At 42.1% G+C, this 25,705-nt stretch carries 25 protein-coding genes; 9 read left to right on the forward strand and 16 right to left on the reverse strand.

All coding sequences use genetic code 11. The features are described 5' to 3' along the window. The first annotated feature begins 31 nt into the window (after nucleotides 1-31). From ACE1CD_RS01145 to ACE1CD_RS01165, 5 genes are all read left to right on the forward strand, one after another. Entirely contained in the window at nucleotides 32-376 is a 345-nt protein-coding gene (locus ACE1CD_RS01145) for a hypothetical protein (protein WP_374801144.1), read from the forward strand. Further along, nucleotides 373-570, forward strand: a complete 198-nt coding sequence (locus tag ACE1CD_RS01150; RefSeq protein ID WP_374801146.1) for a hypothetical protein — start codon at nucleotides 373-375, stop codon at nucleotides 568-570. The genes ACE1CD_RS01145 and ACE1CD_RS01150 overlap by 4 nt, the downstream gene beginning before the upstream one ends. Nucleotides 571-858: 288 nt before the next feature. Then, nucleotides 859-1,311, forward strand: coding sequence for a hypothetical protein (locus tag ACE1CD_RS01155; protein ID WP_374801148.1), 453 nt, complete (start codon nucleotides 859-861; stop codon nucleotides 1,309-1,311). Continuing rightward, on the forward strand, nucleotides 1,308-1,823 hold the full coding sequence (locus tag ACE1CD_RS01160; protein WP_374801150.1) for a DNA-binding protein: 516 nt from the start codon (nucleotides 1,308-1,310) through the stop codon (nucleotides 1,821-1,823). Before ACE1CD_RS01155 ends, ACE1CD_RS01160 begins: the two co-directional genes overlap by 4 nt. 154 nt (nucleotides 1,824-1,977) lie before the next feature. Then, nucleotides 1,978-2,226, forward strand: a complete 249-nt coding sequence (locus ACE1CD_RS01165; protein WP_374820934.1) for a hypothetical protein — start codon at nucleotides 1,978-1,980, stop codon at nucleotides 2,224-2,226. A gap of 132 nt (nucleotides 2,227-2,358) precedes the next feature. Here the strand turns inward: ACE1CD_RS01165 and ACE1CD_RS01170 are convergent, their stop codons facing one another. After that, nucleotides 2,359-2,751 (reverse strand): hypothetical protein, encoded by a 393-nt coding sequence (locus ACE1CD_RS01170; protein ID WP_374820937.1) that lies wholly within the window; start codon nucleotides 2,749-2,751, stop codon nucleotides 2,359-2,361. Between the two features lie 140 nt (nucleotides 2,752-2,891). Then, nucleotides 2,892-3,308: a DUF6753 family protein gene (locus ACE1CD_RS01175; protein WP_374820999.1), complete on the reverse strand. Its 417-nt coding sequence runs from the start codon at nucleotides 3,306-3,308 to the stop codon at nucleotides 2,892-2,894. Nucleotides 3,309-3,908: 600 nt separating this feature from the next. Between ACE1CD_RS01175 and ACE1CD_RS01180 the strand changes: the two genes are divergently transcribed. After that, nucleotides 3,909-4,256: a hypothetical protein gene (locus ACE1CD_RS01180; protein WP_374801154.1), complete on the forward strand. Its 348-nt coding sequence runs from the start codon at nucleotides 3,909-3,911 to the stop codon at nucleotides 4,254-4,256. Between the two features lie 69 nt (nucleotides 4,257-4,325). Here ACE1CD_RS01180 and gor read toward each other — a convergent pair whose 3' ends face one another. Further along, nucleotides 4,326-5,723, reverse strand: coding sequence for a glutathione-disulfide reductase (gene gor, locus ACE1CD_RS01185; protein ID WP_374820940.1), 1,398 nt, complete (start codon nucleotides 5,721-5,723; stop codon nucleotides 4,326-4,328). A 73-nt stretch (nucleotides 5,724-5,796) separates the two neighbouring features. On the opposite strand from gor, the gene ACE1CD_RS01190 reads away from it, so the two are divergent. Beyond that, the gene (locus ACE1CD_RS01190; protein WP_374820943.1) at nucleotides 5,797-7,425 is read left to right on the forward strand and encodes a mechanosensitive ion channel family protein; all 1,629 of its coding nucleotides are present in this window, start codon (nucleotides 5,797-5,799) and stop codon (nucleotides 7,423-7,425) included. 109 nt (nucleotides 7,426-7,534) lie between these two features. Here ACE1CD_RS01190 and ACE1CD_RS01195 read toward each other — a convergent pair whose 3' ends face one another. From ACE1CD_RS01195 to ACE1CD_RS01210, 4 genes are all read right to left on the reverse strand, one after another. After that, nucleotides 7,535-8,485, reverse strand: a complete 951-nt coding sequence (locus tag ACE1CD_RS01195; protein ID WP_374801160.1) for a HEAT repeat domain-containing protein — start codon at nucleotides 8,483-8,485, stop codon at nucleotides 7,535-7,537. 93 nt (nucleotides 8,486-8,578) lie between these two features. After that, nucleotides 8,579-10,861 (reverse strand): tetratricopeptide repeat protein, encoded by a 2,283-nt coding sequence (locus ACE1CD_RS01200; RefSeq protein ID WP_374820946.1) that lies wholly within the window; start codon nucleotides 10,859-10,861, stop codon nucleotides 8,579-8,581. A gap of 6 nt (nucleotides 10,862-10,867) precedes the next feature. Beyond that, nucleotides 10,868-12,133: a cation:proton antiporter gene (locus ACE1CD_RS01205; protein WP_374801164.1), complete on the reverse strand. Its 1,266-nt coding sequence runs from the start codon at nucleotides 12,131-12,133 to the stop codon at nucleotides 10,868-10,870. 239 nt (nucleotides 12,134-12,372) lie between these two features. Further along, nucleotides 12,373-13,002, reverse strand: a complete 630-nt coding sequence (locus ACE1CD_RS01210) for a WG repeat-containing protein (protein ID WP_374801166.1) — start codon at nucleotides 13,000-13,002, stop codon at nucleotides 12,373-12,375. Nucleotides 13,003-13,008: 6 nt separating this feature from the next. Here ACE1CD_RS01210 and ACE1CD_RS01215 point away from each other — a divergent pair, with 6 nt between their 5' ends. Further along, nucleotides 13,009-13,152: a hypothetical protein gene (locus tag ACE1CD_RS01215; RefSeq protein WP_374801168.1), complete on the forward strand. Its 144-nt coding sequence runs from the start codon at nucleotides 13,009-13,011 to the stop codon at nucleotides 13,150-13,152. A 43-nt stretch (nucleotides 13,153-13,195) separates the two neighbouring features. Then, nucleotides 13,196-13,450: a hypothetical protein gene (locus ACE1CD_RS01220; RefSeq protein WP_374820950.1), complete on the forward strand. Its 255-nt coding sequence runs from the start codon at nucleotides 13,196-13,198 to the stop codon at nucleotides 13,448-13,450. A gap of 64 nt (nucleotides 13,451-13,514) precedes the next feature. Here ACE1CD_RS01220 and ACE1CD_RS01225 read toward each other — a convergent pair whose 3' ends face one another. The 9 genes from ACE1CD_RS01225 to ACE1CD_RS01265 form a co-directional block, all read right to left on the reverse strand. Then, nucleotides 13,515-14,021: a hypothetical protein gene (locus tag ACE1CD_RS01225; RefSeq protein ID WP_374801172.1), complete on the reverse strand. Its 507-nt coding sequence runs from the start codon at nucleotides 14,019-14,021 to the stop codon at nucleotides 13,515-13,517. Between the two features lie 3 nt (nucleotides 14,022-14,024). Then, on the reverse strand, nucleotides 14,025-14,348 hold the full coding sequence (locus ACE1CD_RS01230; protein ID WP_374801174.1) for a hypothetical protein: 324 nt from the start codon (nucleotides 14,346-14,348) through the stop codon (nucleotides 14,025-14,027). A gap of 87 nt (nucleotides 14,349-14,435) precedes the next feature. Beyond that, complete coding sequence (locus tag ACE1CD_RS01235; protein ID WP_374820953.1) at nucleotides 14,436-15,002, reverse strand: Uma2 family endonuclease; 567 nt, start codon at nucleotides 15,000-15,002, stop codon at nucleotides 14,436-14,438. Nucleotides 15,003-15,132: 130 nt separating this feature from the next. Further along, the gene (locus ACE1CD_RS01240) at nucleotides 15,133-16,056 is read right to left on the reverse strand and encodes an Rpn family recombination-promoting nuclease/putative transposase (protein WP_374820956.1); all 924 of its coding nucleotides are present in this window, start codon (nucleotides 16,054-16,056) and stop codon (nucleotides 15,133-15,135) included. A 151-nt stretch (nucleotides 16,057-16,207) separates the two neighbouring features. Continuing rightward, a complete protein-coding gene (locus ACE1CD_RS01245; RefSeq protein ID WP_374820959.1) occupies nucleotides 16,208-16,420 on the reverse strand; it encodes a hypothetical protein in 213 nt (70 codons plus the stop codon). 310 nt (nucleotides 16,421-16,730) lie between these two features. Beyond that, nucleotides 16,731-18,092, reverse strand: coding sequence for a (Fe-S)-binding protein (locus ACE1CD_RS01250; protein ID WP_374820962.1), 1,362 nt, complete (start codon nucleotides 18,090-18,092; stop codon nucleotides 16,731-16,733). Nucleotides 18,093-18,219: 127 nt separating this feature from the next. Then, on the reverse strand, nucleotides 18,220-19,545 hold the full coding sequence (locus ACE1CD_RS01255) for an FAD-binding oxidoreductase (protein WP_374820965.1): 1,326 nt from the start codon (nucleotides 19,543-19,545) through the stop codon (nucleotides 18,220-18,222). A 2-nt stretch (nucleotides 19,546-19,547) separates the two neighbouring features. Then, the gene (locus ACE1CD_RS01260) at nucleotides 19,548-20,207 is read right to left on the reverse strand and encodes a hypothetical protein (RefSeq protein WP_374820968.1); all 660 of its coding nucleotides are present in this window, start codon (nucleotides 20,205-20,207) and stop codon (nucleotides 19,548-19,550) included. A gap of 14 nt (nucleotides 20,208-20,221) precedes the next feature. Further along, complete coding sequence (locus ACE1CD_RS01265; protein WP_374820971.1) at nucleotides 20,222-25,663, reverse strand: AAA family ATPase; 5,442 nt, start codon at nucleotides 25,661-25,663, stop codon at nucleotides 20,222-20,224. Nucleotides 25,664-25,705: the final 42 nt, after the last annotated feature.

A 25,705-nucleotide genomic window follows, 5' to 3' on the forward strand; every position in this document is an offset into this window, starting at 1 on the left:
CTTGTCTTCTTTTCTCTATATCTGGGGCATAATGGCCAAATTACCAGACCAAACTTTAGGAACTATCTTTTACTTGCAGCGACGGTTAGTAGAACTGATTGATGAAGCCAAAGCTACTGAGTTTGCCATATTTGAACAATTTGGGGAGAATGAGGAAACCTTACCAGAATTAGATCAAATGCAAAGCAGTGTTGAGAGATTGAGAATGCCTTATTCGCGTCTGCATACCTTGGCGCTGGGAATAGCTGAATACCAGCCGATCGCTCCTGATGCTATGCTGAACTTATTGGCTCAAACCATTCAGCAAACTGAGGCATTAATCGGTGCTGTAGAGGCAAGCATTTCTGAAACTAAACAAAACTGGAATCTGCCATGAATCAACAAGCCCAAATACCAGACCCCCAGACGAGAGCGCGAAGTGTTGCTAGGTGGCGCGAAGTTAACCAACAAATCGACTTAGTTACACTACAGCTTGATGAATTAATTGCGATGGTAGATACTGGTTTGCGAGAACAACGTCTGGCTAGACTTCAAGGTAAAGGTAAAGCAGCAGAGACTATTAATGGGTAAGAGAGGGTGTGGGCGATCGCTACCTCTGCAAGCATCGCTCTCCCTGGTATACTCAGGAAAAGTGTCCTCCTTCTCCGTTTCTCTGCACCTATATGGGTCGTCAGGATACTGGTAGAGGTAGACCGTTTCGATTTATCCTGAATCATTCAATGGGAAGGCTACCAATGTTTATTTGATGTTGTATCCTAAACCTGCTCTTGCCAAAGTGCTTTTGGAGAAGCCAGAATTAAGGATAATTGTGATACGCTAAAAAGCTGGATAATCAATTTGTGGTGTGGGTGTGAGGAAGTGATTCCAGAATTTGATGAAAACGGCAATCTACCACCAGGAGTTCATTTTTGCGAATGGGAGGAGTTTAAAGATAGATTTGGTACGAATTTGACCAGACAGCGCATGATAAATGGTTTAGAACTGGCAATGACCCAATTAAAAATGGCAGGTTGTAGAACTATTTATATTGACGGTAGTTTTGTCACCAGTAAAGAAAAACCTGGAGACTTCGATGCTTGTTGGGAAGATAATGGGGTTGATATAGATTACCTGAAATCCATTGCTCCTACTTTATATAATTTCGCACTGCGACGTGCCGAACAAAAAACCAAGTATAAAGGTGAAATTTTTCCATCTAATTACCCAGCTAATGATTCGGGAACAGCCTACATAGACTTTTTCCAATTTGATACAAGAACAAATACGCGCAAAGGAATTCTTGCTATAGAGTTACAAAGGTGGAAACCATGATAAAAAACGAGCAACAATATCGGAACTCCTTAGATTGGTTACGGCGATTTGAACAGTCTGTAGCTGAATTAGATAATAATGAAACCTTGAAAGCTGACCAAACGCGCTGGCAACTTCATAGAGACTCATATCAAAGTCAAGTTGACGAATTAAAATCAGAAATTGCTGAATATGAAAGACTTATTAATTGGGAGAAAAGCCAGCCGATTCAAATTAAAGTTGAGAGCATAAATAAGCTACCCGATGCTTTAATTAAAGCTAGGATAGCAGCCAAAATCAGTCAGCAAGAATTAGCTCAGATACTAGAAATTAATGAACAGCGAGTTAGGCAGTATGAGGACACAGATTATCAATGTGCTAGTTTTGTAGAAATCCTCGAAGTTAGCACAGTTTTGGGCGTGGAATTTATAACGGCTGTGATGCGGGTAGATTTCGAGGAAATAGAAGCTGTTAAAAAAAGTGCGGAAAAATGGCAAAAAGAAAAAGTGAGTATGACTGCTAAAACTTCATAAATGTTAGTGAGTTGCCCTAAAAGTGGATTGTTATTGTTAGGGGGTGCATCGCTATCTCTGCAAGCATCGCTCTCTCTGGTATACTCAGGAAAAGCGTCCTCCTTCGCCGTTTCTCTAAATTATTTAAACGAGTAACGCGATTGGAGGTAAAGTAGTGCCAGTTAATGCGGATAAACCACACTTGTGGAAGTCAGATATTGCCCAGTCGGTTGATTTCTACAACAATTGGTTTATCCAGTTCGCTCCTCAAGCTTACCGCGACACTCGTTTAGTTACCACTCAACAAGTTGGTATAGATTTTATAAGTTTCATTCCATTGCTTGTTTCGAGTGTCTTACTCTGGCAAAGAACTAACACTTTGGATTTCCCAACTTTGTCGTTTCACACCGAGCGTTTTAGTTAAAGTTCGCTGCAACGAAGTGTTAGTTTGTAACAGCAAATAAACCTTTCTTTGGTTTTGTACCTCAACCTATCTTATAGTGATAGTGAACTTGCTGGCACTACAACGTTTTTAATCGTAACAATTTTAAGCACCCTAGTGTTTCTCAATTTTTTTTTTAAGGAAATCAGGAAAACTATAACCACGACAGAAGAACTCTTTATCGTATGAGTGCAAGTTATTTACTATCTCCTGAACTATTCCAGAGTGCCACTTCCCAGGTGGAATACTTACACAAGTACGATAAGTAGGAGTGCGTATACTTATTCTTAACTCTCCTGAGTCAATGTAATAAATATCGTCACCAATCCTTACAAAGCGGTCTGAATAATGTCCACCCAACGTAAATATTTTTGGAGTAATTCCATATATTGTATGATAGCCATAATTTTCCCAATCTTCGTGCGGGTCTTGGTTTTTCTCACCAGCTACTCTTTCTCCTATTTTCTTTCCAACCCCCTGTAGAAAACCGCTTAAAAAATCGTTCATACAACCCTCTCTTAGCGATCTAAAAGTCAATAATTCTACACGAAAAAGTTACTAAAGGTTATCACGATGATAGTGATAATTGTTCAATAACTCTGAACACCCATCTGAACTTTCCTAACTATTAATTGTGCCACAATTATTTAATCTCTAAACTTACGCTTTTCCACAGATTCCACCCATATAGTGCAAAATCCTTCTGTAGCTGGCCGCCCCGCCACCTCCAAAGTCACCCCCAAACGCAAGACATCGTTCTTACATTCCAAATTAGTTAGACTATCCGAATTCCACTTCATCAACTTCCGAGCAAACTTCCTCTCAGCGCTAATCGCCCACCGCAAAGCCTCCGCCTGCTCCTGAGTCAGATGAACTGGTTCCCCCGGCGCAAACCCTCCTTGCGATCGAAGCAAACCTATCCATCCCATCAAAGCACCCACAACCAAGGTCGTCAATAGGATACCCGCCGCCACCACCAAAGAACGTGCAGAAGTCGCCACTTTTGTCAATTCCGTCTGACCCACCAGAGAATTAACAGCAGAGGCAATATTTATGTTTGCGATCTAAATAGCAGTTACCTCACAGAAAGTAAAGTTTGGTTTCATTCGCTTGTCTCTCTGAAAAACCGTGCTAAATTAAAAACATGAAGCAAACAAGCTTCTCCGACAGATACCACAGCGAAGTTAACGTTTGTAATAAAGAGGTAAAAGCCGCTGTTTCATATAGCATCTGTCTCATCGAAAAACAGTAACACCCAACCAAAAGTCTGATATTTCCTCATGTATTGCCAAGGGAGATAGGGAACTGGATTTTATATCTCAGTGCAACTCCAGGCTGAAAAACAATGAGAGGAGATTCCTCAGAGAATATGGCTTGGGTGTTGCTGTTTGAAAGATTTAGAAAAATTAAATATTAGCATTAAGAATATCGGAGCGATCGAAATTGCGACTAGACAAACAAAACCTGCCGATGCGGGTTTTTATAAGTCTATTCTGAGGAGGAATTGTATAGCCCAAGATTTCTAAGCTGTCGGGGTTTTTGTGGCGTTAAAAAAGAGCGATCGCAGCTTTAGCTTTAAACTACAAAAATAATCATCTTCACCTCTGATTCCGTTTTTACCCGTACTGAAGGGTGGTGCATCGGAGTCTACAATAAGGCGAGGTTTGCAAGTTTTACGCGCCGATGAGCAATTGAGCCAGTTTGAAACGGTCATGGCCTTTTTTGCTACTTTTGTATTGGAAAGTCGTTTAGTTCAGCAAATCATGAGGTGGGATATGGCAGTGTTAAGCGAGTCTCCGTGGTATCAAGAAATTTTGCAACAAGGAATACGCCAAGAACGACTGTCATCAATTGAACTGATTTTAGAGATGAAATTCGGTAGCGAGGGAGTACAGCTGATGCCGGAAATATCTCAAATTTCTGATTTGGAGCGATTGAAGACAATTCAACTGGGACTCAAGAGGGCGAATACTCTAGATGAATTGCAGCAAATCATCTCAAGTATTGATTAAATCGGAAATCTTAGACTTGCACTTGTCAGAAACCGGGTTTCTGACAAAGAAACCCGATTTTTCAGATATTTATCGCAAAGTAACAAACTCCTCAGCGGTAGAAGGATGAATTCCCACTGTAGCGTCGAAGTCTTTTTTGGTAGCGCCCATTTTGACGGCTATGGCGATGCCTTGAATAATTTCGGCGGCATTTTCTCCTACCATATGAGCGCCCAATACTCGCTCGGTATTGCCATCAATAACTAACTTGACCGTAACTTTTTCATCAGCGCCAGTCAAACTGTGGAACATGGGACGGAAACGAGCGCGATATATTTTTACGGCGTCGCCATATTTTTGTCGTGCTTCGGCTTCGCTCAATCCGACTGTGCCGGCTTCGGGTTGAGAAAATACGGCAGATGCGACATCGTGGTGACTGAAAACGCGGGGATTGTTGCCAAATTCGGTATCGGCAAAAGCGCGACCTTCACCGATAGCAACGGGTGTTAAATTGATGCGGTTGGTGCAATCGCCGACAGCGAAAATATTGGGTTGGCTGGTGCGGCTGTACTCATCAACTCGGATGGCGCAGTTGACGCTGTAACCGTGCAATCTCGGCAAATCTTCATCTTCGCAGTTGACAGTTGCAACATCGGCTGTTTCCAAACCTAGTCTGGCTAAATTGGGTGCGCGACCGATCGCAAATAAAACCGCATCTGCCGTTATAGTGGATTCTGTGTCTTTGCCTTTTTCAGCATAGGTAATTTTAATTCCTTCTGATGTCTGTTCAAATTTTTTGGCTAGGCTATTGCAAATAAAGTTGATGCCGTGTTTGCTCATGCCATCTTGAACGCTGCTGCTAATATCTTCATCGAAGTCTTTTAAAATGCGATCGCCTCGGATCATCACACTTACCTGAGAGCCCAATCCGTGCATGATACAGGCAAATTCTACGGCGATATAGCCAGCACCGATAACTAGCAGACGCTTGGGTTGTTCTTTAAGGTGAAACATCTCGCGAGAAGTAACCGTATGTTCCACGCCAGGTAAATCCGGTTTGATAGCTTCGCCTCCGACAGCAATTAAAATTTTGTCGGCTGTGATTTTGCGTCCATTTACTTCTACAGTATGAGGATCTAACAAAGTGGCGCGACTTTGAAATAACTCGACGCCAGCTTTTGCCAAAAAGTCAATATGCAGCTGATTCAGACGCATGACTTCATTATTGACGGCGGTAACGAGTTTTTGCCAATCAAAGCTGGGTTCGACTTTACTCCAACCGTAGCCAACTGCGTCTTCGTATAGATGCGAGAACTTAGAGGCATATACCATTAATTTTTTAGGAACGCAGCCGCGAATTACACAGGTGCCGCCGACGAGATCCCCTTCTGCGATCGCTACTTTAGCACCGTAGGAAGCCGCTCGTTTGGAAGCCGCCAGCCCCCCGGAACCCGCACCTATCACAAAAAGGTCGTAATCGTATGCCATGACTTGCTATGCTCCCGTGGTGAACATCTCTACAATTTCGATCCTAATGATTTGCCTGAATCTGCTTGGGTTTATGAAAAATAAATCTCTCCGGACGCTCGTGGGGCGGCTTAAAAATATTTTCCACCCACGCGCAAACTTTATCGTTGTCCTCAGCTTTATTTTGGGCTGCGTCCTCAGCTTGACCCCAGTTTGGGCGCAAGCAAATCCCTCGGCGGCGATTGCGCTGGATGGACGCCAGCTGTTTAAAGTCAGCCAGCTGGAGGGTTTTGACGCTCAACCGCGAGCTGATTATGCCAATGGGATTCTCAATCGAGCGGTGGAATCTGACGAAACGGTGCAGGTGCAGGTGGTAAAGGTGAAAGATTTGCCTGTGATTCGGGTGAATGGGGTGAATTTGCTGACTGTCACCGAGAAAGATGCAGTAGATGGGATGACGAAGGAGGAACAGGCTCAACGGTGGCGCGATCGCATTGATGTTGCCATTAAGCTAGCACAGGAACAAAGGCGTCCTGAGTATATCCGCAAAGCTTTGTTGATTTCGGCTGGCTGTGTGCTGGTGGCGATCGGCTTTAATTCTGTTTTAGGCTCAATTTGGCAGAAATTGCAGCGCCGATTGATTTCCCATCGGGAAACGGTTCCGGAAACTGCTGCGCCAACTCAAAGTATTGACTTATTCCTTAAGTTTACGCTTGTGCTGCTGCGTGCGGCGATGTGGTTGGGTGCGCTACTCTACATTACCAACCAGTTTCCCCAAACGCGGGTGTGGAGCCAAAAAATAGTTGATGTGATTGTTTACAGTCTGACTGCGCCAATTATCCCGCTGGGAGACAAATCTTACTCGGTTATTCAGGTAATTATCCTGATTGCGCTGTTTTACGGTCTTTTAATTGTAACTAGAACCGTCAAGAATGTGCTGCGATCGCGCATCTTGGGTTTGACGGGTATGAATCGAGGCGCTCAAGAAGCGATCGCCACGATCGCCTTCTACGGGTTGATTTTCATCGGTACTGTAGTACTGCTGCAACTGTGGGGATTAGACCTCAGTTCCCTCACTATTTTTGCTGGTGTTTTGGGTGTAGGAATTGGTTTGGGATTGCAGGGAATTGCTAAGGAATTTGTCAGCGGTTTGGTGATTATTTTTGAGCGTCCGATTCAAGTTGGTGATTTTGTCAATGTGGGCGATTTTATGGGAACTGTAGAACGCATCAGCGTCCGCAGTACGGAAATTCGCACGCTCGATCGAGTTTCCATAATTGTGCCTAATTCTCGATTTTTGGAAAACGAGGTTGTCAACTGGAGTCACAGCGGTTTTGTCACGCGGCTGAGATTGCCTATTGGTGTAGCCTACGGTTCCGATTTGAGTAAGGTGCGCGATGCGTTGATTGATGCTACAAAAGATTATCCCGATGTGGTATCCGACCCACCTCCTAATGTGATTTTTAGGGGATTTGGGGATTATTCTTTACAGTTAGAGTTGCTGGTTTGGATTAAAGAACCGCGCCAACAGGTGATCGTGAAGAGCGATTTGTATTTTCGGATTGATACTATTTTGCGCGATCGCAATATTGAAATCCCTTTTCCTCAACGAGATTTTCACGTTCGTTCTGGTGCTTTGCCTTTAGAACTTTCGCCCCAACTGTCAGCTACTCTGGCGAAGTTGTTAGAAAGCTATAACAATGGAGGTAATAATAGGGAGTAAGCAAGTCAAAAGTCACTCATTCAAAAGTCAAAAAGAAGAGATAAGAGGGGAAGAGAAAAATATTAATTGTCCCACTCAGCCAGCCAGACTCTCTGTTTCCCCAGTTTCTTCAGATAATACTTTTTGGTGATGGAGTTGGGGTAGGAGTTGGACGAGGAATACAGGGATTAGGAGTAGGTTTAACAGGAGTTGGATTAACAGTTGGGCGAACAGTTGGACTGAGAGTTGGGCTGGGAGTTGGACGAATGGCAGAGGGATTGATGCGAGATTGGGTAGGATTGGTAGAAAGGGGATTACGAGGAGGGGGAGGTACGCAAACCGCCACGTTAGTAGGATTGCTGATTGGTTGATTTTCGCTAGGTAATGCTTTACCGATCGAAGGAATATTAGGTAAACTAATTTTTCCTAAAGCTATAGCTGCACCTCTGCGAACTTGCTCATTTTTATCTTGCAATGCTTTAGTAAGATCGGGTATTGCAGCCGAACCGATTCCGCGCAAAGCTATGGCTGCATTTAAGCGAATTTCCTCATCATTATCTTTCAACATTTTTATTAAAATGGGAATGGTTGGTTTCGCTTCTGCACCGATTCCTGCTAAAGCAAAGGTAGCATTTATGCGAATCTGTTTATGGGTTTCTTGCAATGCTTCAGCTAGTGCAGGAACAGCTGGGGAACCAATTCTCCGCAATGCTACAGCAGCATCTAAACGAACTCGATCGTCGGGATCTTTTAACATGGCAATCAGTTGAGGAATTGCTGTTTTCGCTTCTGCACCTATTGCACCCAAAGCAAAGGCAGCACCCCCACGAATTCGAGTTTCCTCGTCTTGCAAAGCTGCTGTCAGCGCAGGTATGGCTGGGGAACCAATTTCCCGCAATTTTCTAACAGCTTCTAAACGCTCTAGTTTATCGTTATCTTTTAATTTTTCGATATGAGAGACGATCTCTAGGTTAGTAGAAGACTGTGCCTGTATGTCGCCTAGCAATGGTAATATCGCTGTCAGGCATAGCAGAGCAATTTTAGGTGCCAGAATGAATTTTTGTTGACTGCGCTTATCCATGTAAAATCCTCCCTCTTTTGTATGATAGACGAAAAAGATGGAAAAATGTTCGGATTGGAAGTTGGGGAATTATCTCTCTTAAGTTTTATCTAACTAATTTCCTTGGATTATGCGATGATAAAATGCTTGTAGTACGGCTACGCAAGTTTTGTCTTCATAGAGAGAATTTTGGCAATGTTTGATTTGCTCTACGATTTTATATCTCCACTCTCGCTCTAAACTTAACCTAACAGCAATTTCGATATATTCTGTTTCATTATTAGCGATTGTTTCGGTGACGCCAAGCATTTTTAAAATGCCGTAGGATTGACGCGATCGCATAAATTCACCCGGACAAGTTACCACTGGTAAATTGCAAGCAATACTTTCTAGCGTTGTCAGAAATCCCGTGAATCCAAATGTATCTAAAAAAATGTCTGAAACTAAGTTCAGATTCCAGTAGTCTAGCTGATTTTGTCGGGGTAAAATTACGCAATATTCTTCACTTTCCAAGTGAAACTTTGCGAAAGCACGCTGTAAGCGTTGCCGAAATTGTTCTATGATTGGTGCTGCTAAATGGGAGACGAAGACAAATTGCGCTTGCGGAACTTGTTGAGCTATTTCACCAAAAATATAATCGTATTGAGGTAAATATTTAAACAGAGATTGGCAAGATAAATAGACTACCGCATCCGATCGCAAATGAAAATCCGATCGACTTTTGCTGAGTTCCGGAATGATAGGTTTGGGGTAGGATATGCCAATATTAGGTAAACGAATTAGTGTTTCTGAATAATGCTCTTTTGCATTTGAAGGTTCCATCAAATCGCTAGAGATAAAGTAATCAATTGTTGGCAAACCTGTAGTGACTGGATGTCCCCATGCTGCACATTGTATTGGTGCAAGACGCAGTGCTGCTAGTTGCGTCATTTGTGGGGTCATGCCAATATCTAGAAACACGAGTATATGTAACTTATCGGCAATAATTTGTTGGCTGATTGCTTCTAGATTATCCGGGATATGATGAAAGCGATCGCTGTATATTTGGAATTGCTGAGTTAATTCGTCTGTGATGCTATTAATATAGTAAGAAGATATATCAAAATGCTGGCGATCGCAATTTTTCAGCCATCCCATAAATACTATGCCAACTGTATGCCAATGAAAGCAATCAGAGATATAGCCAATGCGAATTTTTTCATCCCTATTTAGAGGCGATAGAGGCAGTTTTCCTAGCCATTGAGGATATTTTTTTGCCATCACTTTATGGACAAACTGCCCATACTGTTTTTGCAATTCTAAATCATTATAACCTTGATATTGCAAATAAAAGTTTGTGCGCCAACCTATACCTTTCAAAGCGCTCTCTTTTGCTTCAGGATGATTTAGAAATGTTGGTTGGATAAGATTTGCCAAACCTTGTGTAAATCGCTCTCGGTAAAATGCAATTTCATCTATATCGTTATAGATAATTGGGAAGATTCGCAGATGTTCTAATTTGAGAGATATATCATCAGGAAACAATAATAAGGCATCATCGATCAGTTCGATCGCTGCTTGAGTTTGTCCGCAATCTTGCAGGATAATTGCCAACCGTAAGTAAAGCTCTATTTCCTGGGGATATAGTTGCAGACTTTCTCGATAAGTTTGGATCGCTTGTGCGTATTCATGCAAATGTTGATAACAGTCAGCTAAACTGATGTAAAGTTCAACATCTCCCGTTTCGATTTGGAGAAAGTTTTGATAATTGCTAATCGCTTCTAGATATTGTCCTTGATAATATGCTGCATAACCAAAGTAAAGGTATGCTTGTACAGGTTCATTTTTAGCTAGGAATGCAATCGCCAGACTATGGAAAATTAAAGGATCGCCAGGGTTTAACTGGAGTGCGGTTTTATAAGATGCGATCGCTTCATTAATTTGCTGCCGCATCATTAAAATATTTGCTAAATTAAGATAATTAATATAGTAGTTATCCCGCACAGCAATTGCCCGCACAAAAGTTGTTTCTGCTTGTTCGAGCAAGCCCATTTCCGAAAAAACTTTGCCCAAGTTATGATACGCTTCAATGTAGTAGGGATTGAGTGCGATCGCTTTCTCATAGTACCGAACTGCTTTGGCAAGATAACCTATTTTTTCTTTAACTAAACCTAAATTATAATATACAATAGCGTTTGAGGAATCGAGTTTTAAGGATTTATACAACATTTCTAGCGCATCTTGATATTGCTCCTGCACATAGTATATTGTTCCTAAACCGCGCCACGCTTCTGCATTATTAATATCCAAATCCAAGATTTCCTTGTATTTTATTTCTGCTGCTGCCAAATATCCAGCTTCATACAGCGATAATGCTTCAGCTTGGAGAGAATCTATTTTAATTTTGTTCTCTTCCATAATTAATCAATACTTGTCAACAGACGTTTCTATGGGTTTAACATTCTGACGGCGGCTTTTAATATTATCCTCATACCAGTTCATTAGTGGTGTGGCACTAATGCCGTGCAAAACTACGGAAATGACAATCGTAATATAGGTAATCCAAGCAATTTGCTCGCCCAATTCATCTTTTAACCCATTACCGAAAGCATAGCACAGATAATAGATGGAACCGACACCGCGAATGCCAAACCAACCGTAAAGCCAACGGGTTGTGGAAAGCAAACCTTCTCCTATTGTACAGATCCAAGCGCCGATCGGTCGAATCACAAAAATTAACAATCCTGCTACTAATAATCCTTGTCCCCCAAACTGCTGGATTTGCGGTAGCCGCAAAAGGGAACCCAGTAGCAAAATTGTGCCGACTTCCATCAGTTTTTCAATGCGCTCTATGAATTCTAACTGAGAAAGTCGCTTTTGTGGATTGCGATAACTGCGCTGGGCTACAATTCCGGCCACAAAAACAGCCAAAAATCCATAACCGTTGACAATTTCTGTCAGGCAATAGGTAAGCAAAATAATACTGATGGCAACGAAATCTTCCATTAATTCATCAACTTGGCGGTGTTTTTGCAGTTGTTTATCAATCCAAACAACTGCCTTAGTTACCGCAATTCCCATGACGATACCAGCCGCAACAGCCCAAATTAAATCAACGGCGACCCATTCCTTAAACCAACTTTGCCAGTCGCTACCTTTTTGCAACCAATAGATACCGAAAAAAACAAACGGAAAAGCTAGGGCATCGTTCAAACCGCCTTCCGAGGTTAAACCAAAACGCAATTCATCTTTGTCTTCTATATGAGATAGCTGCACTTCTGAAGCCAATACCGGATCTGTTGGCGCAAGAATTGCTCCGAGTAAAATTGCTGGCCCCCATTCTATTTTGAGGAACCAATGACCGACAGCAGCAATGGCAAAAATTGAAATTGGCATTAAAAAACCAATCAGCCGCACTGTGGAACTCCAAGACCAAAAATTGAGACGGCGATTCATTTTCAGTCCGCAACTGAATAAAGAAACGATCACGACAAATTCCGTCAGTCTTTCCAGAAACTCGGCGTCTGGTCGCAGTTTAATCAAATGTATCCCGTAGGGGCCAAGGAGAATACCAACGATTAGATAGATGAGGGCAAAAGAGAGGGGTAATCTGGCAATCCAACCCGATCCTAATGTGACGATGAGCAGGAGCAAGCCAATAACAAGCAGATCGAGAATGTAAATATCCATCTATATTAATAGAGGTTTAATTGACAGCAATCTTTTAGATCTTTACTGAGGTTGCTGTTTTATCCAAGTTATCTTTGGGTAGATTGTTGGATGTTTCTCTATCCGCCTGTTGGTTGAGGTTTTTGGAGGGAGAGGGAAGAGGGAAGAGGGAAAAGGTAGAGGGAGAGGGAAGAGGAAGAAATTTTTGACTTTTGACTTTTGACTTTTGACTTTTGACTCCCCCTTTCCCCTAGCCCCTATTATTTGGTGGGATTCCAAACAAACTTCCCTGTTTTGTCGATGTAGCCCCACTTGTCACCCAGCTTTACCCCTGCGAGTCCTTGAGAGAAGTTTTCCGTATCGTCAAACTGAGGCGAGATGACAGTTTCTCCTGCTTTGTCGATATAGCCCCACTGGTCTTGAATCATTACAGCTGCGAGTCCTTCGGAAAATTCATCGGCATCATCAAACTGCGGTGCGATGATCATTTTCCCCGTTTTGTCAATAAAACCCAACTTTTTGTCAACTTCAACTGCTGCTAATCCTTCGGAGAAGTCATCAGCATCATCGAACTGGGGCTCAACGACGATTTTGCCGGTCTGGTCAATGTAGCCGTACTGTTCGCCAACTTTTACCCGTGCTAGCCCTTCCGAAAATTCGCTAACTTCATCAAATTTTGGTGCGATGACTATTTTCCCCGTCTTGTCGATATAGCCGAGCTTACCATTCTGCCTGACGGCAAATAGTTCGCTTGACTGTTGGCTTGATTGTTGATTTGCCTCTGGTGAAGCAGTTGACGCCTGCGTCTGTTCTAGCGGGCGACAGGATACCAAACCCAAAAGAGTAAGGCAGAGAAAAAAAGGAATGGATCTGTTGACTTTTAGTTTCATCTGTGAATGGTGTGCGCGATCCCGCAGTTTACCGAATATAATTTAGCCCAAGCTTTGAGCGACGATCGCTACTTTCACGGGGAAAAGCACGATCGATCTGCCGTTTGCCTAGCGATGCAACAATCTGCTTACACCAGTTCTGAGCTTTAGCCCGGACTTTTGGCGGATTTATGGTAAAAAAAGACGATCTCAGATGCAAGACGCGAGCAGAGAAGCGCTTCCTTACGAAGTCATCAGTCAATTTGCACAAGCGGCTGGGGCAGTTGAATGCCACTGGAGAATAAGCGATCGCTCTTTTTCCGGCTACGTTGCGGAAGTTTGGTTTGACGACCTGAAAACGGCGGCAGAATTTGCTAGGGTGTGTAGCGATCGTATGGGCGTGATTTGCAAAATTCGCGCCACCTCCGATGGGCCAGCAAAATTTTATGTATCGGTTCCTTGCCTTTGAACTGAAAATAGGGGCAGGCAAGATGCCCACCCCACAAGAAACTGGCTTTTCTTGTAGGGTGCGATTACCTCCCGCATAAATCCTGAATATAAGCGATAATTTCATCTTTAGTCCGCAAAAACTCACCAGGAACATGGTAGGAAGGGTAAACAAAGTGAGTTTCCCCAGTTAAGCGACTTTTCCTGTCATCAATTTCCACGCCATGTTTATGTGGGAAAATTGACCATTCAGTACTTAGACGTTTAGGAGTAATTGCACCCCAATGAAACTTTGAACTAACCCAAATAATCATTGCAGGAGGATAAACCCACTGCTTGCTTTCGACTTCTCCACACATCCAACCTCTTTTGTAGAATTTTCTCGCTTGCTCTAATGTCAAAATATTTTTGCCAACACTTTTAACAGATATCCAGAATATTTTTTGACCGGAGTTATCGTAAATTGGGATGTCTTCATCAGTATTAAATTGTGTTTTTATCGCTTGTCCGGCATTAAAACCTCTTCTGAGTAAACCGTTTCTCACCTTTTCTTCTGCTGACTTTCCTTCTCTCAAGAAGTCTTCCCAGTTCATCGATTAGAAATCCTCTATTTCATCAAAGTCTAAATCCTTATCCTCAATCTCTTTTTGTTGTTTATCAAAAATCATCAAGGAAATTTCATTGCAGTAACTACTCACTTCCTCAAAAGTTCCCGCAACCCAACCTATGGGAGTAATTGCATCGGAATTGGCAACGTATACACCATTATCAATTAGCTCTATGGTTTCTCTCATTGCCTTTATGAGGATTTCTTTGAGATAGGGAAACTTAGAACTAGCTTCATTAATGATATCCCAATATTCTTGGTAGGATTCATCTGATAATTTGGTTTGATTTTCAACAAAATTAGTTTCCAACATACTTTTCCTTAACGCGAATAACTTTTTACTGAATCTGCTGCTATGATATTAACTGCATTTTAACACAACTTCTGCATCGCATTTTTATCATCCCAGCTTCAACCATCCAAACAAATCCCCCACTGTTAACTGTAATTCTGCTAACAAATCTGGCACGGGTAGCACATCTTCTGCTTTTTCCAAAAACTCCGGTTGCTTTCCTGCGGGATAAACTAACACCGATTTTTGATCCGGATCGAGCAACCAACCTAATTTGCTACCATATTTGAGACAATGCAGAATATTTCCAGTTACTTTAGTTTGATTTTGGTCGGGAGATAAAATTTCAATTGTCCAATCTGGATAAGTCTCAAAAACATTCGCCACATCGCCATTCTCATCAACAGGTATCCTTTCCCAAGCTAATACCGCCACATCTGGGACAATTGAACGTCCGCCAAATGTACAACGCAATTCTGGAAATGCCAAGGCAATTTGCTTATCTTCTACTATCTGATTAATACGAGTGACTAACTTTCCTTGTAACTTGCTGTGTTTTCCTTGTGGCATGGGTTTTTGGATAATTTGACCGTTAATGTATTCGCTGGCTGGCTTGGTTTCTGGTAATTTGATAAATTCTGCCAAAGTTAGAGGTTTTGTAGGTGTTTGTAGCATAATTTAGCACTTGGTTGATATACAAATATATTATCACTAAATTAGTATAAACAAAGATAAGTTTTGGAATGCGATCGCACTTTAGCTGGGGATGAATAAGACAGATTGCCTACTCATCCCTTAACACTTCCTAAATACGCCTTTCCAACCATCTTTCCAAATCTGACAGACTGTTAAAGTCTAAGAAATCTTCTCCTAAACTTTCCAAATTTTGAATAGATAAACTTTCAATTTGGCTATTTATTGCCTCTGTTATTTCTCCAAAACGCTTTTTCATTTGACGGATGATTAATTGCGATTTTCCCTGCTGTTCGCCTTCTTTTCTACCTTCTTCTCTGCCTTCTTCTCTGGCATAAGTTAACCGTCCTTTTTCATCTTGTAACATCATCGCTCGACGTTCTACTACTTCTAATTCTTCTACTGTCAAGTTCGCTTGATTGGCAATATTTAAGGCCAGTTCGATTTCACTGACTTCTCCTAAAGTTTGGGGAATTTCATCTAAGGTAGCGGCTTCTTTAATAAAATAAATCCACCGCTCGCTTAAACTTGTTAACTCTGACAATTTTTTCTTAAATTTCGGCAATTCTATAAATATCATCTGCAATTCGGGATCGGGATAGGTAAATTTTTTCGTTTTTTCTTGAAAGACAAATTCAGTGATGACATCGGAAGTTTCGTTAAACAGAATAAAATCGGTGATTGTCACGCCAATTACAGGGGTAAGACTGAGGTAGTTTTCGCCTATTCCTAGTTGATTTGTATAAGCTTTTCCCAGGTTATAAATTATCCTTTTGCTGAAAGCACTCACTCGCGCTATTTGCATTTCGATGAGGACAATTGAACCATCAGCTAAAACAGCTTTGACATCTAAATAAGTTTCTTTTAAGCTGAGGACTTGACCGGGGTTATAGGGGTTGACAATGGTTAAGGATTGAATGACTTTCTCGCCTGCATAAATAATCGCATTGAGAAAGCTGATTAAGATTTCTTGGCTTTGGGAAGAACCGAAGATTTTTTTAAAGGCATAATCGACTTTGGGACTGATAAATCTCATATTTTTTCTCCTTTGAACGACTTGAAATAATCTTATATACTGCACTAATTATACCATTTTATTGAGCGCTCAATACATCAACACCTCTCAATTGCAAACCAATTTTAATGGCTCGATGAACGGGAGCATAAACTCGGTTTCTGAGTTTATTTTAGAAGCAGGAAGCAAGTGCTTGTTGGAGGGGTTCAGATAACTCAATCGGCATAAAGTAACTGCTAGGGTATAAATAATCTTCTCCCGATTCATCAATGACGCGAATCATTTGATGATTGTTGGTTTGAGGGTCGGGTAAAACTTGATAAATTTTGCGAACTTCTAAGGAAGCTGAGTAATTTGTGTTATTAATGCAAACAGCGAATTCCATATAGTTTACTCCAGAATATATTTAATCTTAAATTCTTTTTGGCCGATGCCGTGTGCCAGGATGAGGCGTTCTGTGCAGTAGTCGAGGAAGCGGGTGATGTTCCAAGGCATTTGACTGTACCAACGGTTAATTTAACAAGCGATCGCGTAAGACCCATACGCACCCGATCCTGGCATTATTTGATTTCTAGGATAAGCGATCGATAGAACGATCGCCTAAAAAGTAAAGCTTAAGTTAATTTTTGGCTTTAAGAAACTTTTTACCTCGCTTTTCAAGGTGGTGCGTTACACTGCGTTAACGCACCCTACACCTACAATTCTATTTTCACACCTCGAATCGAATAATCCAACAATTCGATCGGATGCACCACCGGAACATCCTTTCCTTGCAATTGCAAATGCTTAATAATTTGCAAACTGCAACCAGGATTAGCCGAAGCAATTAACTGCGCCCCTGTATTCAACAAATTAGTAACTTTTTGCTGCCCCAATTCTTCCGCAACTTCCGGTTGCAGCATATTATAAACGCCAGCACTACCGCAACATAAAGCCGCATCAATTGGTTCTCGCAACTTCACTCCTGGAATTTGGCGCAATAACTGACGCGGTTGCACGCTAATTTTTTGTCCGTGCAACAAATGACAGGCATCTTGATAAACCATCACCAATTCGCCATCAGTCAAAGGTGATAATTTCGCCGTCAAACCAACTTCAGCTAAAAACTCTTGGGCGTCTTTTACCTTGGCAGCAAATGCTTTCGCTTTTTCCCGATATTTCGGGTCATCTTCTAATATATGACCGTACTCTTTCAAAGTATGACCGCAACCAGCCGCATTGATAATAACGAAATCAACATTAGTGCCTTCAAAACTATCAATCATTTGGCGTGCGAGTGCTTGGGCTTGTTCTTTTTGCCCTTGGTGTTCCGGCAATGCCGCACAACAACCTTGAGATTTGGGAATCACAACTTCGCAACCATTTGCTGTTAAAACGCGCACTGTTGCTTCATTCACTTTCGTGAAGAATAGTCGCTGCACGCAACCCAAAATTACACCCACTCGATAGCGTTTTTTTCCTTGGGCTGGAATAACTTCTGGTAGAGTATCTACAAAAGATTTCAACTTTACATCTGGCAACAGAGATTCCATCGCCCCCAGTCGCGGAGATATCTGCTTGAGTAATCCTGTAGCGCGAAAGAATTTGGGAAATCCCAATTTCTGATAGATTAGCAAAGGTGCCAGTAAAATTCGCAATCGATTCGGATAGGGAAACAAGTTAAAGATGAGTTTTCTATACAGTTGGTCTGGCAAACTGCGCGGATAATTGCGTTCGATTTGGGGACGAGTTGCGGCAATCAATTTGTCATATTGTACGCCTGACGGACAAGTGGTTACACAGGCGAGACAGCCCAAACAACTATCAAAATGTTGTACTGTACCTTCAGCAAGGGCAGCTTCACCTTCGTTGATGGCATCCATCATATAAATCCGGCCTCTAGGCGAATCCATCTCTTTACCAATTACGCGATAACTGGGACAAGTGGAAAGACAAAATCCGCAGTGAACGCAGGTATCGATTAGTTTTGGATCGGGGGGATGTTTGGCATCAAAACCATTCAAATTTTTTGTAGCTGAATCTGCTGGAATTGATAAGGGAACTTCTGAAGTTTGCATGGGTAGTTTTGATTTGTGTCTGTTTACTATTCTGTTGTGGGGCAGGCTTGCCACCCTTGCTTGTGGGGCAAGCGTCTCGCCTGCCACCCCGATCGGGCGGGCAGGATGCCCACCCCACAAGAGAGTTTTAAATACCGCCGACGAAACGATGTGGACTGAAGATATTTTTCGGGTCAAATTGCTGTTTAATTCGTTGCATTAAATCTAGGGCGTTGCCGGAGTAACCCCAGACATCCAGTTTTTGTTTGAAAGAGATTGGTGCTTCTAAAACAGTGAGAAAACCGCTGTGAGATTGACAGTGCGATCGCATTTTTTTCACATCATCAATTGCATTTTCACTTTCAAACCGCAATACCCCCAAACCGCTACCAGCGTGAATCAAACCCATTCCCTGCCCAGAGGCAATCTTATCCAATTGGAAAAGAGTAGCGACAGCAGCAGTGGGTAACACTCCTATTTTGCAAGCGATCGCAGACTCTGTGGCCGACGCCTGCATTGATTGTTGTAATTGTTGCCATAGATTAGCCTCATCATTTCCCGCGTAGCTGCTGCATTGCAAACTCAGCTTTTCCCCGACTTCCAGCAGTCGGTTTGATTGTTCTCGGACGCTTTCGGTGACGCTTTGGAAGCGAGAAACTAATCCCATGCCTTTACCAAGCCCCAGGTTAGCTACCAACTGAGTCGATAGTAAGTCAACGGCGGTGGGTGTCAAGGCGGAGGCGAGAAGGGTTTTGGTAGCTTGTGCGATCGCATCTGGTGTACCAGTAAGCACAACGGTTTGCGATGCCTCCGGCAAAGGATAAAGTCGAAACGTAACTTGTGAAATAATGCCGAGAGTTCCAAACGACCCTGTAAACAATTTCATCAAGTCGTATCCGGCTACATTTTTTACTACGCGCCCACCGGCTTTGGCAATTTCACCATCGTAACGGACAAAGGAAATTCCCAGCAGCATATCTCGAACGCCGCCATATCGTTGCCGCAAGGAACCGGCATCAGCAGTAGCGACAATGCCGCCAATAGTAGCTGTTTGGGGATAAGTTGGGTCGATGGCGATAAATTGGCCTGCTTTTGCCAAAATTGGCTGAATATCGGCGAATTTTGCGCCTGCTTCGAGGGTGATGGTTAAATCGCCTACTGCGTGTTCGATGACGCGGTTGAGGCGCTCGGTGCTAATTACTACATCTATCCCTTTAGCTAGGCCGCCCCAACTCAGTTTACTGCCGTTGCCGCAAGGTAAGACGCGCCAACGCTGCTGGTGGGCGCAGGCGATGATTTGGGCTAGTTCTGCCTGGGTGTTGGGATAAACTATGCAGGTGGGAGTGGTGTCGGCTGATACTGATTTGCTTAAGTGTTTTTGCTGAAAAATTTCAATGTTTTCCCACTCGCAGACTGCGGCTGGGCTGAGGATGGATTGGAGTGTTTGGGCGATCGCTTTTGTTTGTGGAATCACTATTACATTTTATTTATGTTTCCTTGTGATAAATATTCTATTTCTTCTTGCATATTCTGTCTAGCCTTCACTTCCAAGGCGGCAAACATTTGCTCGGTAAAATATATCCTTTCTCGTTGCAAAAATTTCTCTAAAACTTGTTTTCTCCCCAATCGATATTCGGTATCTGAAAGCCAGGAATATTCTTGTCTGATTGCTTGGGCGTAATTTCGATATTCTGTCTCAGAATAACCTAATATGGATAAGTCTGCATCCAGAAAAATTTGACTATCAATACTGTTAGCTATGGGATGATGGTTTTTCGTTGCTAATATTAGGTTGACAGCAGTATCGATCGTCTCTCGTGGAATTGCCAAACTGCTCAAAACATCTGCTGTATAGGTAGCACTTTTCTCTTCGTTGTCTTTTGCTTTGGGGTCGTAGATGACATCGTGAAACCAGGCGGCAAATTCTACGGCGGCGAAGTTTTGGGTTTGCGATCGCATCATTTCAATTTTTTCGATAACTTGCAGGATATGTGCCAAGTTATGATAAAATCTATCCGTGCTGGTATAAGCAGCAGTCAAGTTTTGAAATACTGTTTGACTAACCGTTGACTCCACCTCAAACGGGAGTAGCAACAATTGCCATTTGGAATTAGCGATCGCGATCGTGCTTAGCATATTAACTCAAGTTGCTAGTTATTCTGGCAGCGTTCTAAATAGATTTTAGCGACGCGATCGCCCGGATTTTGCTGCCAACAATCGGCAAACAGCCGTCCTGCTTCAGCGAACTTCCCTTCACCGTACAGTGACAAAGCTTCTGCAAACAATGACAAAGTAGTTAATTTCCCCTCTTTAATTTCCGGTAAATCGGCATCGAAAACTTCATAAACCGTCACCCTTTGAGATTTCCCCTTGACCTTCACCGTATCGATCGTGCGAATTCCATACTTAGCCGGATTTGTCAATCGCGAATAAGTTTGCTCGGTGATTAACAGCGACACTCCATAATTTTTCGTTAAACCTTCCACGCGAGAAGCCAAATTAACTGCATCGCTAATTACCGTACCATCCATCCGATTTTGTCCGCCGACAGTTCCCAACATTAAAGAACCTGTATTGATACCAATCCCAATTTGAATCGGCACGTAGCCACAATTAGCGCGATACTGATTGTATTGTGGCAGTTGGTTTAGCATAGCGATGCCAGCTTTCACTGCATTATCAGCTTCGCCACTAAATAAAGCCATGATTGCATCGCCAATATATTTATCAATAAAACCGTGATTTTCAGTAATTACAGGTTCCATGCGAGAAAGATAGGAATTGATAAACTTGAAATTTTCCTCTGGTGTCATACTTTCCGACAAAGTAGTGAAGTCGCGAATATCGGAAAATAGCACTGACATTTCTAACTGAACTTGGTCACCTAATTGCACATCGACAATACTGGATTTATCTAAAAATTGGAGAAATTGACTGGGTACAAAACGCTCGTAAGCTCGGTTCAGTTTCGTCATATTATTGTAGAGTTGAGCGTTCTCTATAGAAATCGCCGCCTGAGATGAGAGCAGATTTAAAACTTCCTGTCTTTCCGGTGCAAAAGCCCCAATCGTGCGGTTATTTTCCAAGTAAACTATACTGATTAGTCTGCCTTGATTAATCAGAGGTAGGCATAAAATTGACTTAGGCTGACGCTCCTTGATATAAGAATCGTTGGTAAATTTACCTTCACGGGTAGCATCATTTAGCACCACAGTTTCTTTAGTTCGTGCTACATAATTGACGATCGTTTCAGAAATGGTTTGACATTGGGAAACGGGAATCGATCGCAACACTTTCACCTGTTCTTCGTCTATTGTTCCTGACGCTTCAATTAGTAGTTTTCCCCGCTCTGACAAAATCAGGTAGCCCGTTTGGGCTCCGGCATTCTCGATGAGAATTTTCATCAAGCTAGAAAGTAATTTATCCAGCACGATTTCGCCAGAAATTGCTTGCGATGCTTTCATTACTGTGGCAATATCGAGATTGTTACTGGAACCTGTAGTCGTTGCTCCTGTGGAAGTTTTAATGTCTTTAATTTGGGCTTGAGTTGCACCCAGTAATTTGGAGTATTGTTTCTCTAAATGTTTGACTTTAGCTGTTGCACCCCAGAGTTGATAGTGGTAGCGAGCTTCTTGCATATAGGCTTTTGCTATCAGTTCTTTACCTCTGGATAGGTAAAACTTGGCGGCGAGTTCGTAAGCGATCGCAACTTCGTGAACGTAGTCATTTTCTTTGGCTTTGGCAATGGCTTTGTCGTAATAATCCGTTGCTAGACTATCTTTACCTTGAACTCGATAAAGTTCAGCCTCTACCAGCAGATATTTCTGCAAATAGTTCATCGGAGCATAATGGGCACATTTTCGCAATTCTTTCTGATTTTGTCGCACCTTGTGCAGCAGTTGTTTTCGGGGAAAGTTCCTAGTGACTTCGCTAACAGAGTCTTTAGAATTAATTGCTGATAGACACGCTAGAGACTCATAAAAATAAAAATCCAAAATTAGGGTACTGCCTCTCATACTATCTCGGTAATGTCTGGCCTCTTTAGCATTGTTCACCGCCAAGGTTGCCTCACCAAAGAGAAAGCAAAGAATTAATTTACTAAAGTACATCGTGAAGAGACTAAGATAATCATTTCTGCTTTGAAATCGGGGTGTCATTGCCTGTTCGTCAAAGACATTGCCTATCAAATCACAGGAATTTTCTGCTTGTCCTAATAAGTTGAGCGCTGTCTGATGATATATACTATGATACTCACTAATAGTTTTTTGTCCTTTTTCCCAAAACACCAAACTGTAGATACTCATTTCTGACTCCATTTGCTTCAATTCACAGCCGTTCAGAAAAGCAACCCAGCAGTAGATAGTAGCAGCCCAACAAGCATATTCTAATTCTCCGGTTTCCACTCCATCCACATACATTTCTCGCAAGGGATTCAATATTGCTTTAACTGGTTCTATCCAGTGTTTGATAAAGAAATATATCATCACCCTAGCTTTAATCCCTGTAACATTGAGAGCGACTTGCAAATTGAGAGCGAGTTGACCAAATTGAGCGCCATTGTCAATATCCTTCAAAATGTTACAGAGAATCTGGCCATAGCAACTATAAGCAAAAGTAGATTCAGCAGCATTACCCCATTTGATCGATAAGTTGACCATCTTAAACACCATCAACAAGTACAACATAGGCACAGACAGGTAGCCAGAAGCAGCAATTGCAGCGAGGATACGCATCGCTGCTTTAGGGTAAGGATTAGACATCACTGGCAGGTTAATTAAGCTGGCAATTGGTCGGAATCCTAAGCTTGTTTTTACCTGAAGCAGTCCCCATAAAATATCGAGTTGGCTAGGGTTTTTTGGCAATCTTACTCCCAGCAATTTCAGAATTTCTAATACGAAATCAATCGCTGAAAGGAAATTTCCCTGAGCCATATATGCCAGAATCTTTACCTCATACACTTTCACTTTGTCTAGCACTGTTTTGGCTTCAGCTAGTACCAGTTTAATAAATCCCTCCATCAAGTCAAAATTGGCATTGAGATATGCCACTTCCGCAGTTTCTTCATACAGTGAAAGGGTAAGATGATACTGTTGCTGCCAGCTATCAGTTGCTAACAGTTCTATTCCTACTTGCAAATAATTCAAAGCAGGCTGATACGCTGCCGAAAGTTTGGCTTTCTTACCTGCTATGAGATTTAACCCGGCCAGTTCATCTCTCTCTGATTGCTCGGTAATTAACGATAGGCAAAAATTCAATTGATTGACAATATCAAAAATTTTTTCTTCCCGGTTTTTCGAGGAAGTATTCTTCAGCAAAACTTGCCCGATTTGTCGGTGAACTATTTTCCTATTATTATCGGGAATCAGAGAATAGGCAGCTTGTTGAATGCGGTCATGGACAAATTTGTATTCTACCGCTTGAGATAAGGCGGTTGATAATTGAGGTGAGGCAAATTCTCTGGCAGCAATGGCTAATTCTACATCTCCCATATTGCCAAGAGGAACTACTAAACTTTCGGCTACTGCTGAAAGTAAATTACTGGCTGCTTCTTTCAAAGATTTTTCCGCTATCAAACCTAATGTTTCTAAGTCAAACTGATTGCCAATACAAGCCGCTAATTTTAATATTTCTTGCGTTGTTTCTGGCAATCTTTCAATTTTTCCTGCCATCAATTCAACTACGTTATCAGTAAATCCTCGCCCTTGAATTTCCGGCAAATTCCATTGCCAGCAGCGAGCAGTCAAATCAAACTCTAACAGCCCTTCTGTATAAAGCGATTTTAGAAATTCATTCAGAAAGAAGGGATTTCCCCCGGTTTTCACAACCACTAACTCGGCAAGATGCTTGGCTCTTGACTCGGAACACTTTAGAGTATCTGCAACGATTTGAGTAACGGTTCTTAGTTGTAAAGGTGAGAGAGCAACTTGTTCGATTTTTGCTCCAGTTTTAGCAATTTCCTCAACGGTTAGCATTAATGGATGAACCGAGGAAACTTCGTTATCTCGATAGGCGCTTATTAAAAATAATCCAGTTGACGCGCCGCTCATTAGCAGTTGGATTAGTTTTAAAGATGCTCCATCTGCCCACTGCAAATCGTCGATAAATATTGCTAAAGGATGTTCGGTTTTTGTAAATACTTTGATGAAATTTTGAAAGACTAAATTAAAGCGATTCTGAGATTCGTTGGGGCCAACTTCTGGCACGGCAGGCTGTTTGCCAATTATTAATTCTACTTCCGGAATGGCTTCGATAATTACTTGCCCGTTGTTCCCTAAAGCTGCTTGCAGTTTCTCTCGCCACTGGTTGAGTTTTGTTTCAGTTTCGCTTAAGAGTTGCTTGATTAATTCTCGAAATGCGGCGGCGATCGCACTATAAGGAATGTTGCGCTGGTACTGGTCAAATTTACCAGAAATAAAATAACCCCGCTTCTCGGTAATTGGTTTGTAGAGTTCTTGTACCAAAGCTGTCTTACCAATGCCGGAATATCCACCAATCAGAATCATTTCGCTTTGGGAGGTAACTCGCTCAAAAGCAGTTAGTAAAGTTTCAATTTCGCGCTCTCTGCCGTAAAGTTTCTGCGGTAGTTGAAATTTATCGGAAATATCTTGTTGAGCTATAGAAAAATGTGATATAATGCCATTCTGCTCTAATTGATAAAGGCATTCTTCTAAATCTGCTTTGATTCCAAAAGCACTTTGATATCGATCTTCAGCAGTTTTTGCCATCAGTTTCATTACAATATCTGCAATGATTTGGGGAATTTCTGAGGGGAAGGACGAAGCATTCGGGAATAAATCTGTCGGATTTCCCGATAATCGATCTGAGGGGAAGGGCGAAGCATTCGGGAATAAATCTGTCCGATTTCCTGATAATCGATCTCCCGAATGCTTCGCCCCTACTAAATGGGGGGGTAATGGCTGTTTAGCAATGTGACAGTGTACCAATTCTAGTGCATCAATTGTCTCGAAAGGCAGTTTTCCTGTTAGCAGTTCGTAAAAAGTGATGCCGAGGGAATAAAAGTCAGTGCGATAATCTAAACTGCGGTTCATTCGTCCCGTTTGTTCGGGCGACATATAGGCGAGAGTTCCTTCTAAAACGTTGGGATTTTTGATAGTTGGATTTTCTCTCGTCAACTTAGTAGAAATGCCGAAATCGATAATTTTTAGCTGTCCGGTAGCTGGATTGTAAACGATATTCGAGGGATTAATGTCTTTGTGGATGATATTGGCGGCGTGAATTTGACCTAAAGTTTCAGTAATTGCGATCGCAATTTTCAGAAATTCTTCTAATGTAAAGGAACGCTGCTGCATCCAAACTCTCAATGATTCCCCGCCAAAGTCTTCCAGAAACATGACCAGGGTATTTTGATATTTCTGCAAATCATAGACTTTGACAACGCCCGTCAGATTAAGGGACTTAGTAATTTCATATTCGGTGCGGTAGCGAGCGAGTTCTTGGGGAGTGGGATAATTTTCTTTAAGGATTTTCAGGATAATAGGTTGGTTGTCTGACTCCCGGATACCTCGGTAAACTAGAGAGTTGGCGCTTTCATAGATTTGGGTTTGTACGGAAATGTCGGAAATGTTAAGCATATTTTAGTTTTTGTTCGGAAATTTATCGATCGAAAAGATTAA

Origin of the sequence: Aerosakkonema sp. BLCC-F183 (assembly GCF_041929145.1) — a bacterium.
Lineage (GTDB): Bacteria > Cyanobacteriota > Cyanobacteriia > Cyanobacteriales > Aerosakkonemataceae > Aerosakkonema.

What these genes read in the sequence shown, in the direction of transcription:
- ACE1CD_RS01170 (WP_374820937.1), bottom strand. Translation starts at nt 2,751, where the DNA reads ATGAACGATTTTTTAAGCGGTTTTCTACAGGGGGTTGGAAAGAAAATA.
- ACE1CD_RS01215 (WP_374801168.1), top strand. Translation starts at nt 13,009, where the DNA reads ATGGTGTGCGCGATCCCGCAGTTTACCGAATATAATTTAGCCCAAGCT.
- ACE1CD_RS01245 (WP_374820959.1), bottom strand. Translation starts at nt 16,420, where the DNA reads ATGGAATTCGCTGTTTGCATTAATAACACAAATTACTCAGCTTCCTTA.
- ACE1CD_RS01190 (WP_374820943.1), top strand. Translation starts at nt 5,797, where the DNA reads ATGAAAAATAAATCTCTCCGGACGCTCGTGGGGCGGCTTAAAAATATT.
- ACE1CD_RS01200 (WP_374820946.1), bottom strand. Translation starts at nt 10,861, where the DNA reads ATGGAAGAGAACAAAATTAAAATAGATTCTCTCCAAGCTGAAGCATTA.
- ACE1CD_RS01220 (WP_374820950.1), top strand. Translation starts at nt 13,196, where the DNA reads ATGCAAGACGCGAGCAGAGAAGCGCTTCCTTACGAAGTCATCAGTCAA.
- ACE1CD_RS01240 (WP_374820956.1), bottom strand. Translation starts at nt 16,056, where the DNA reads ATGAGATTTATCAGTCCCAAAGTCGATTATGCCTTTAAAAAAATCTTC.
- ACE1CD_RS01195 (WP_374801160.1), bottom strand. Translation starts at nt 8,485, where the DNA reads ATGGATAAGCGCAGTCAACAAAAATTCATTCTGGCACCTAAAATTGCT.
- ACE1CD_RS01145 (WP_374801144.1), top strand. Translation starts at nt 32, where the DNA reads ATGGCCAAATTACCAGACCAAACTTTAGGAACTATCTTTTACTTGCAG.
- ACE1CD_RS01250 (WP_374820962.1), bottom strand. Translation starts at nt 18,092, where the DNA reads ATGCAAACTTCAGAAGTTCCCTTATCAATTCCAGCAGATTCAGCTACA.
- ACE1CD_RS01150 (WP_374801146.1), top strand. Translation starts at nt 373, where the DNA reads ATGAATCAACAAGCCCAAATACCAGACCCCCAGACGAGAGCGCGAAGT.
- ACE1CD_RS01230 (WP_374801174.1), bottom strand. Translation starts at nt 14,348, where the DNA reads ATGTTGGAAACTAATTTTGTTGAAAATCAAACCAAATTATCAGATGAA.
- ACE1CD_RS01235 (WP_374820953.1), bottom strand. Translation starts at nt 15,002, where the DNA reads ATGCTACAAACACCTACAAAACCTCTAACTTTGGCAGAATTTATCAAA.
- ACE1CD_RS01225 (WP_374801172.1), bottom strand. Translation starts at nt 14,021, where the DNA reads ATGAACTGGGAAGACTTCTTGAGAGAAGGAAAGTCAGCAGAAGAAAAG.
- ACE1CD_RS01160 (WP_374801150.1), top strand. Translation starts at nt 1,308, where the DNA reads ATGATAAAAAACGAGCAACAATATCGGAACTCCTTAGATTGGTTACGG.
- ACE1CD_RS01265 (WP_374820971.1), bottom strand. Translation starts at nt 25,663, where the DNA reads ATGCTTAACATTTCCGACATTTCCGTACAAACCCAAATCTATGAAAGC.
- gor (WP_374820940.1), bottom strand. Translation starts at nt 5,723, where the DNA reads ATGGCATACGATTACGACCTTTTTGTGATAGGTGCGGGTTCCGGGGGG.
- ACE1CD_RS01205 (WP_374801164.1), bottom strand. Translation starts at nt 12,133, where the DNA reads ATGGATATTTACATTCTCGATCTGCTTGTTATTGGCTTGCTCCTGCTC.
- ACE1CD_RS01260 (WP_374820968.1), bottom strand. Translation starts at nt 20,207, where the DNA reads ATGCTAAGCACGATCGCGATCGCTAATTCCAAATGGCAATTGTTGCTA.
- ACE1CD_RS01210 (WP_374801166.1), bottom strand. Translation starts at nt 13,002, where the DNA reads ATGAAACTAAAAGTCAACAGATCCATTCCTTTTTTTCTCTGCCTTACT.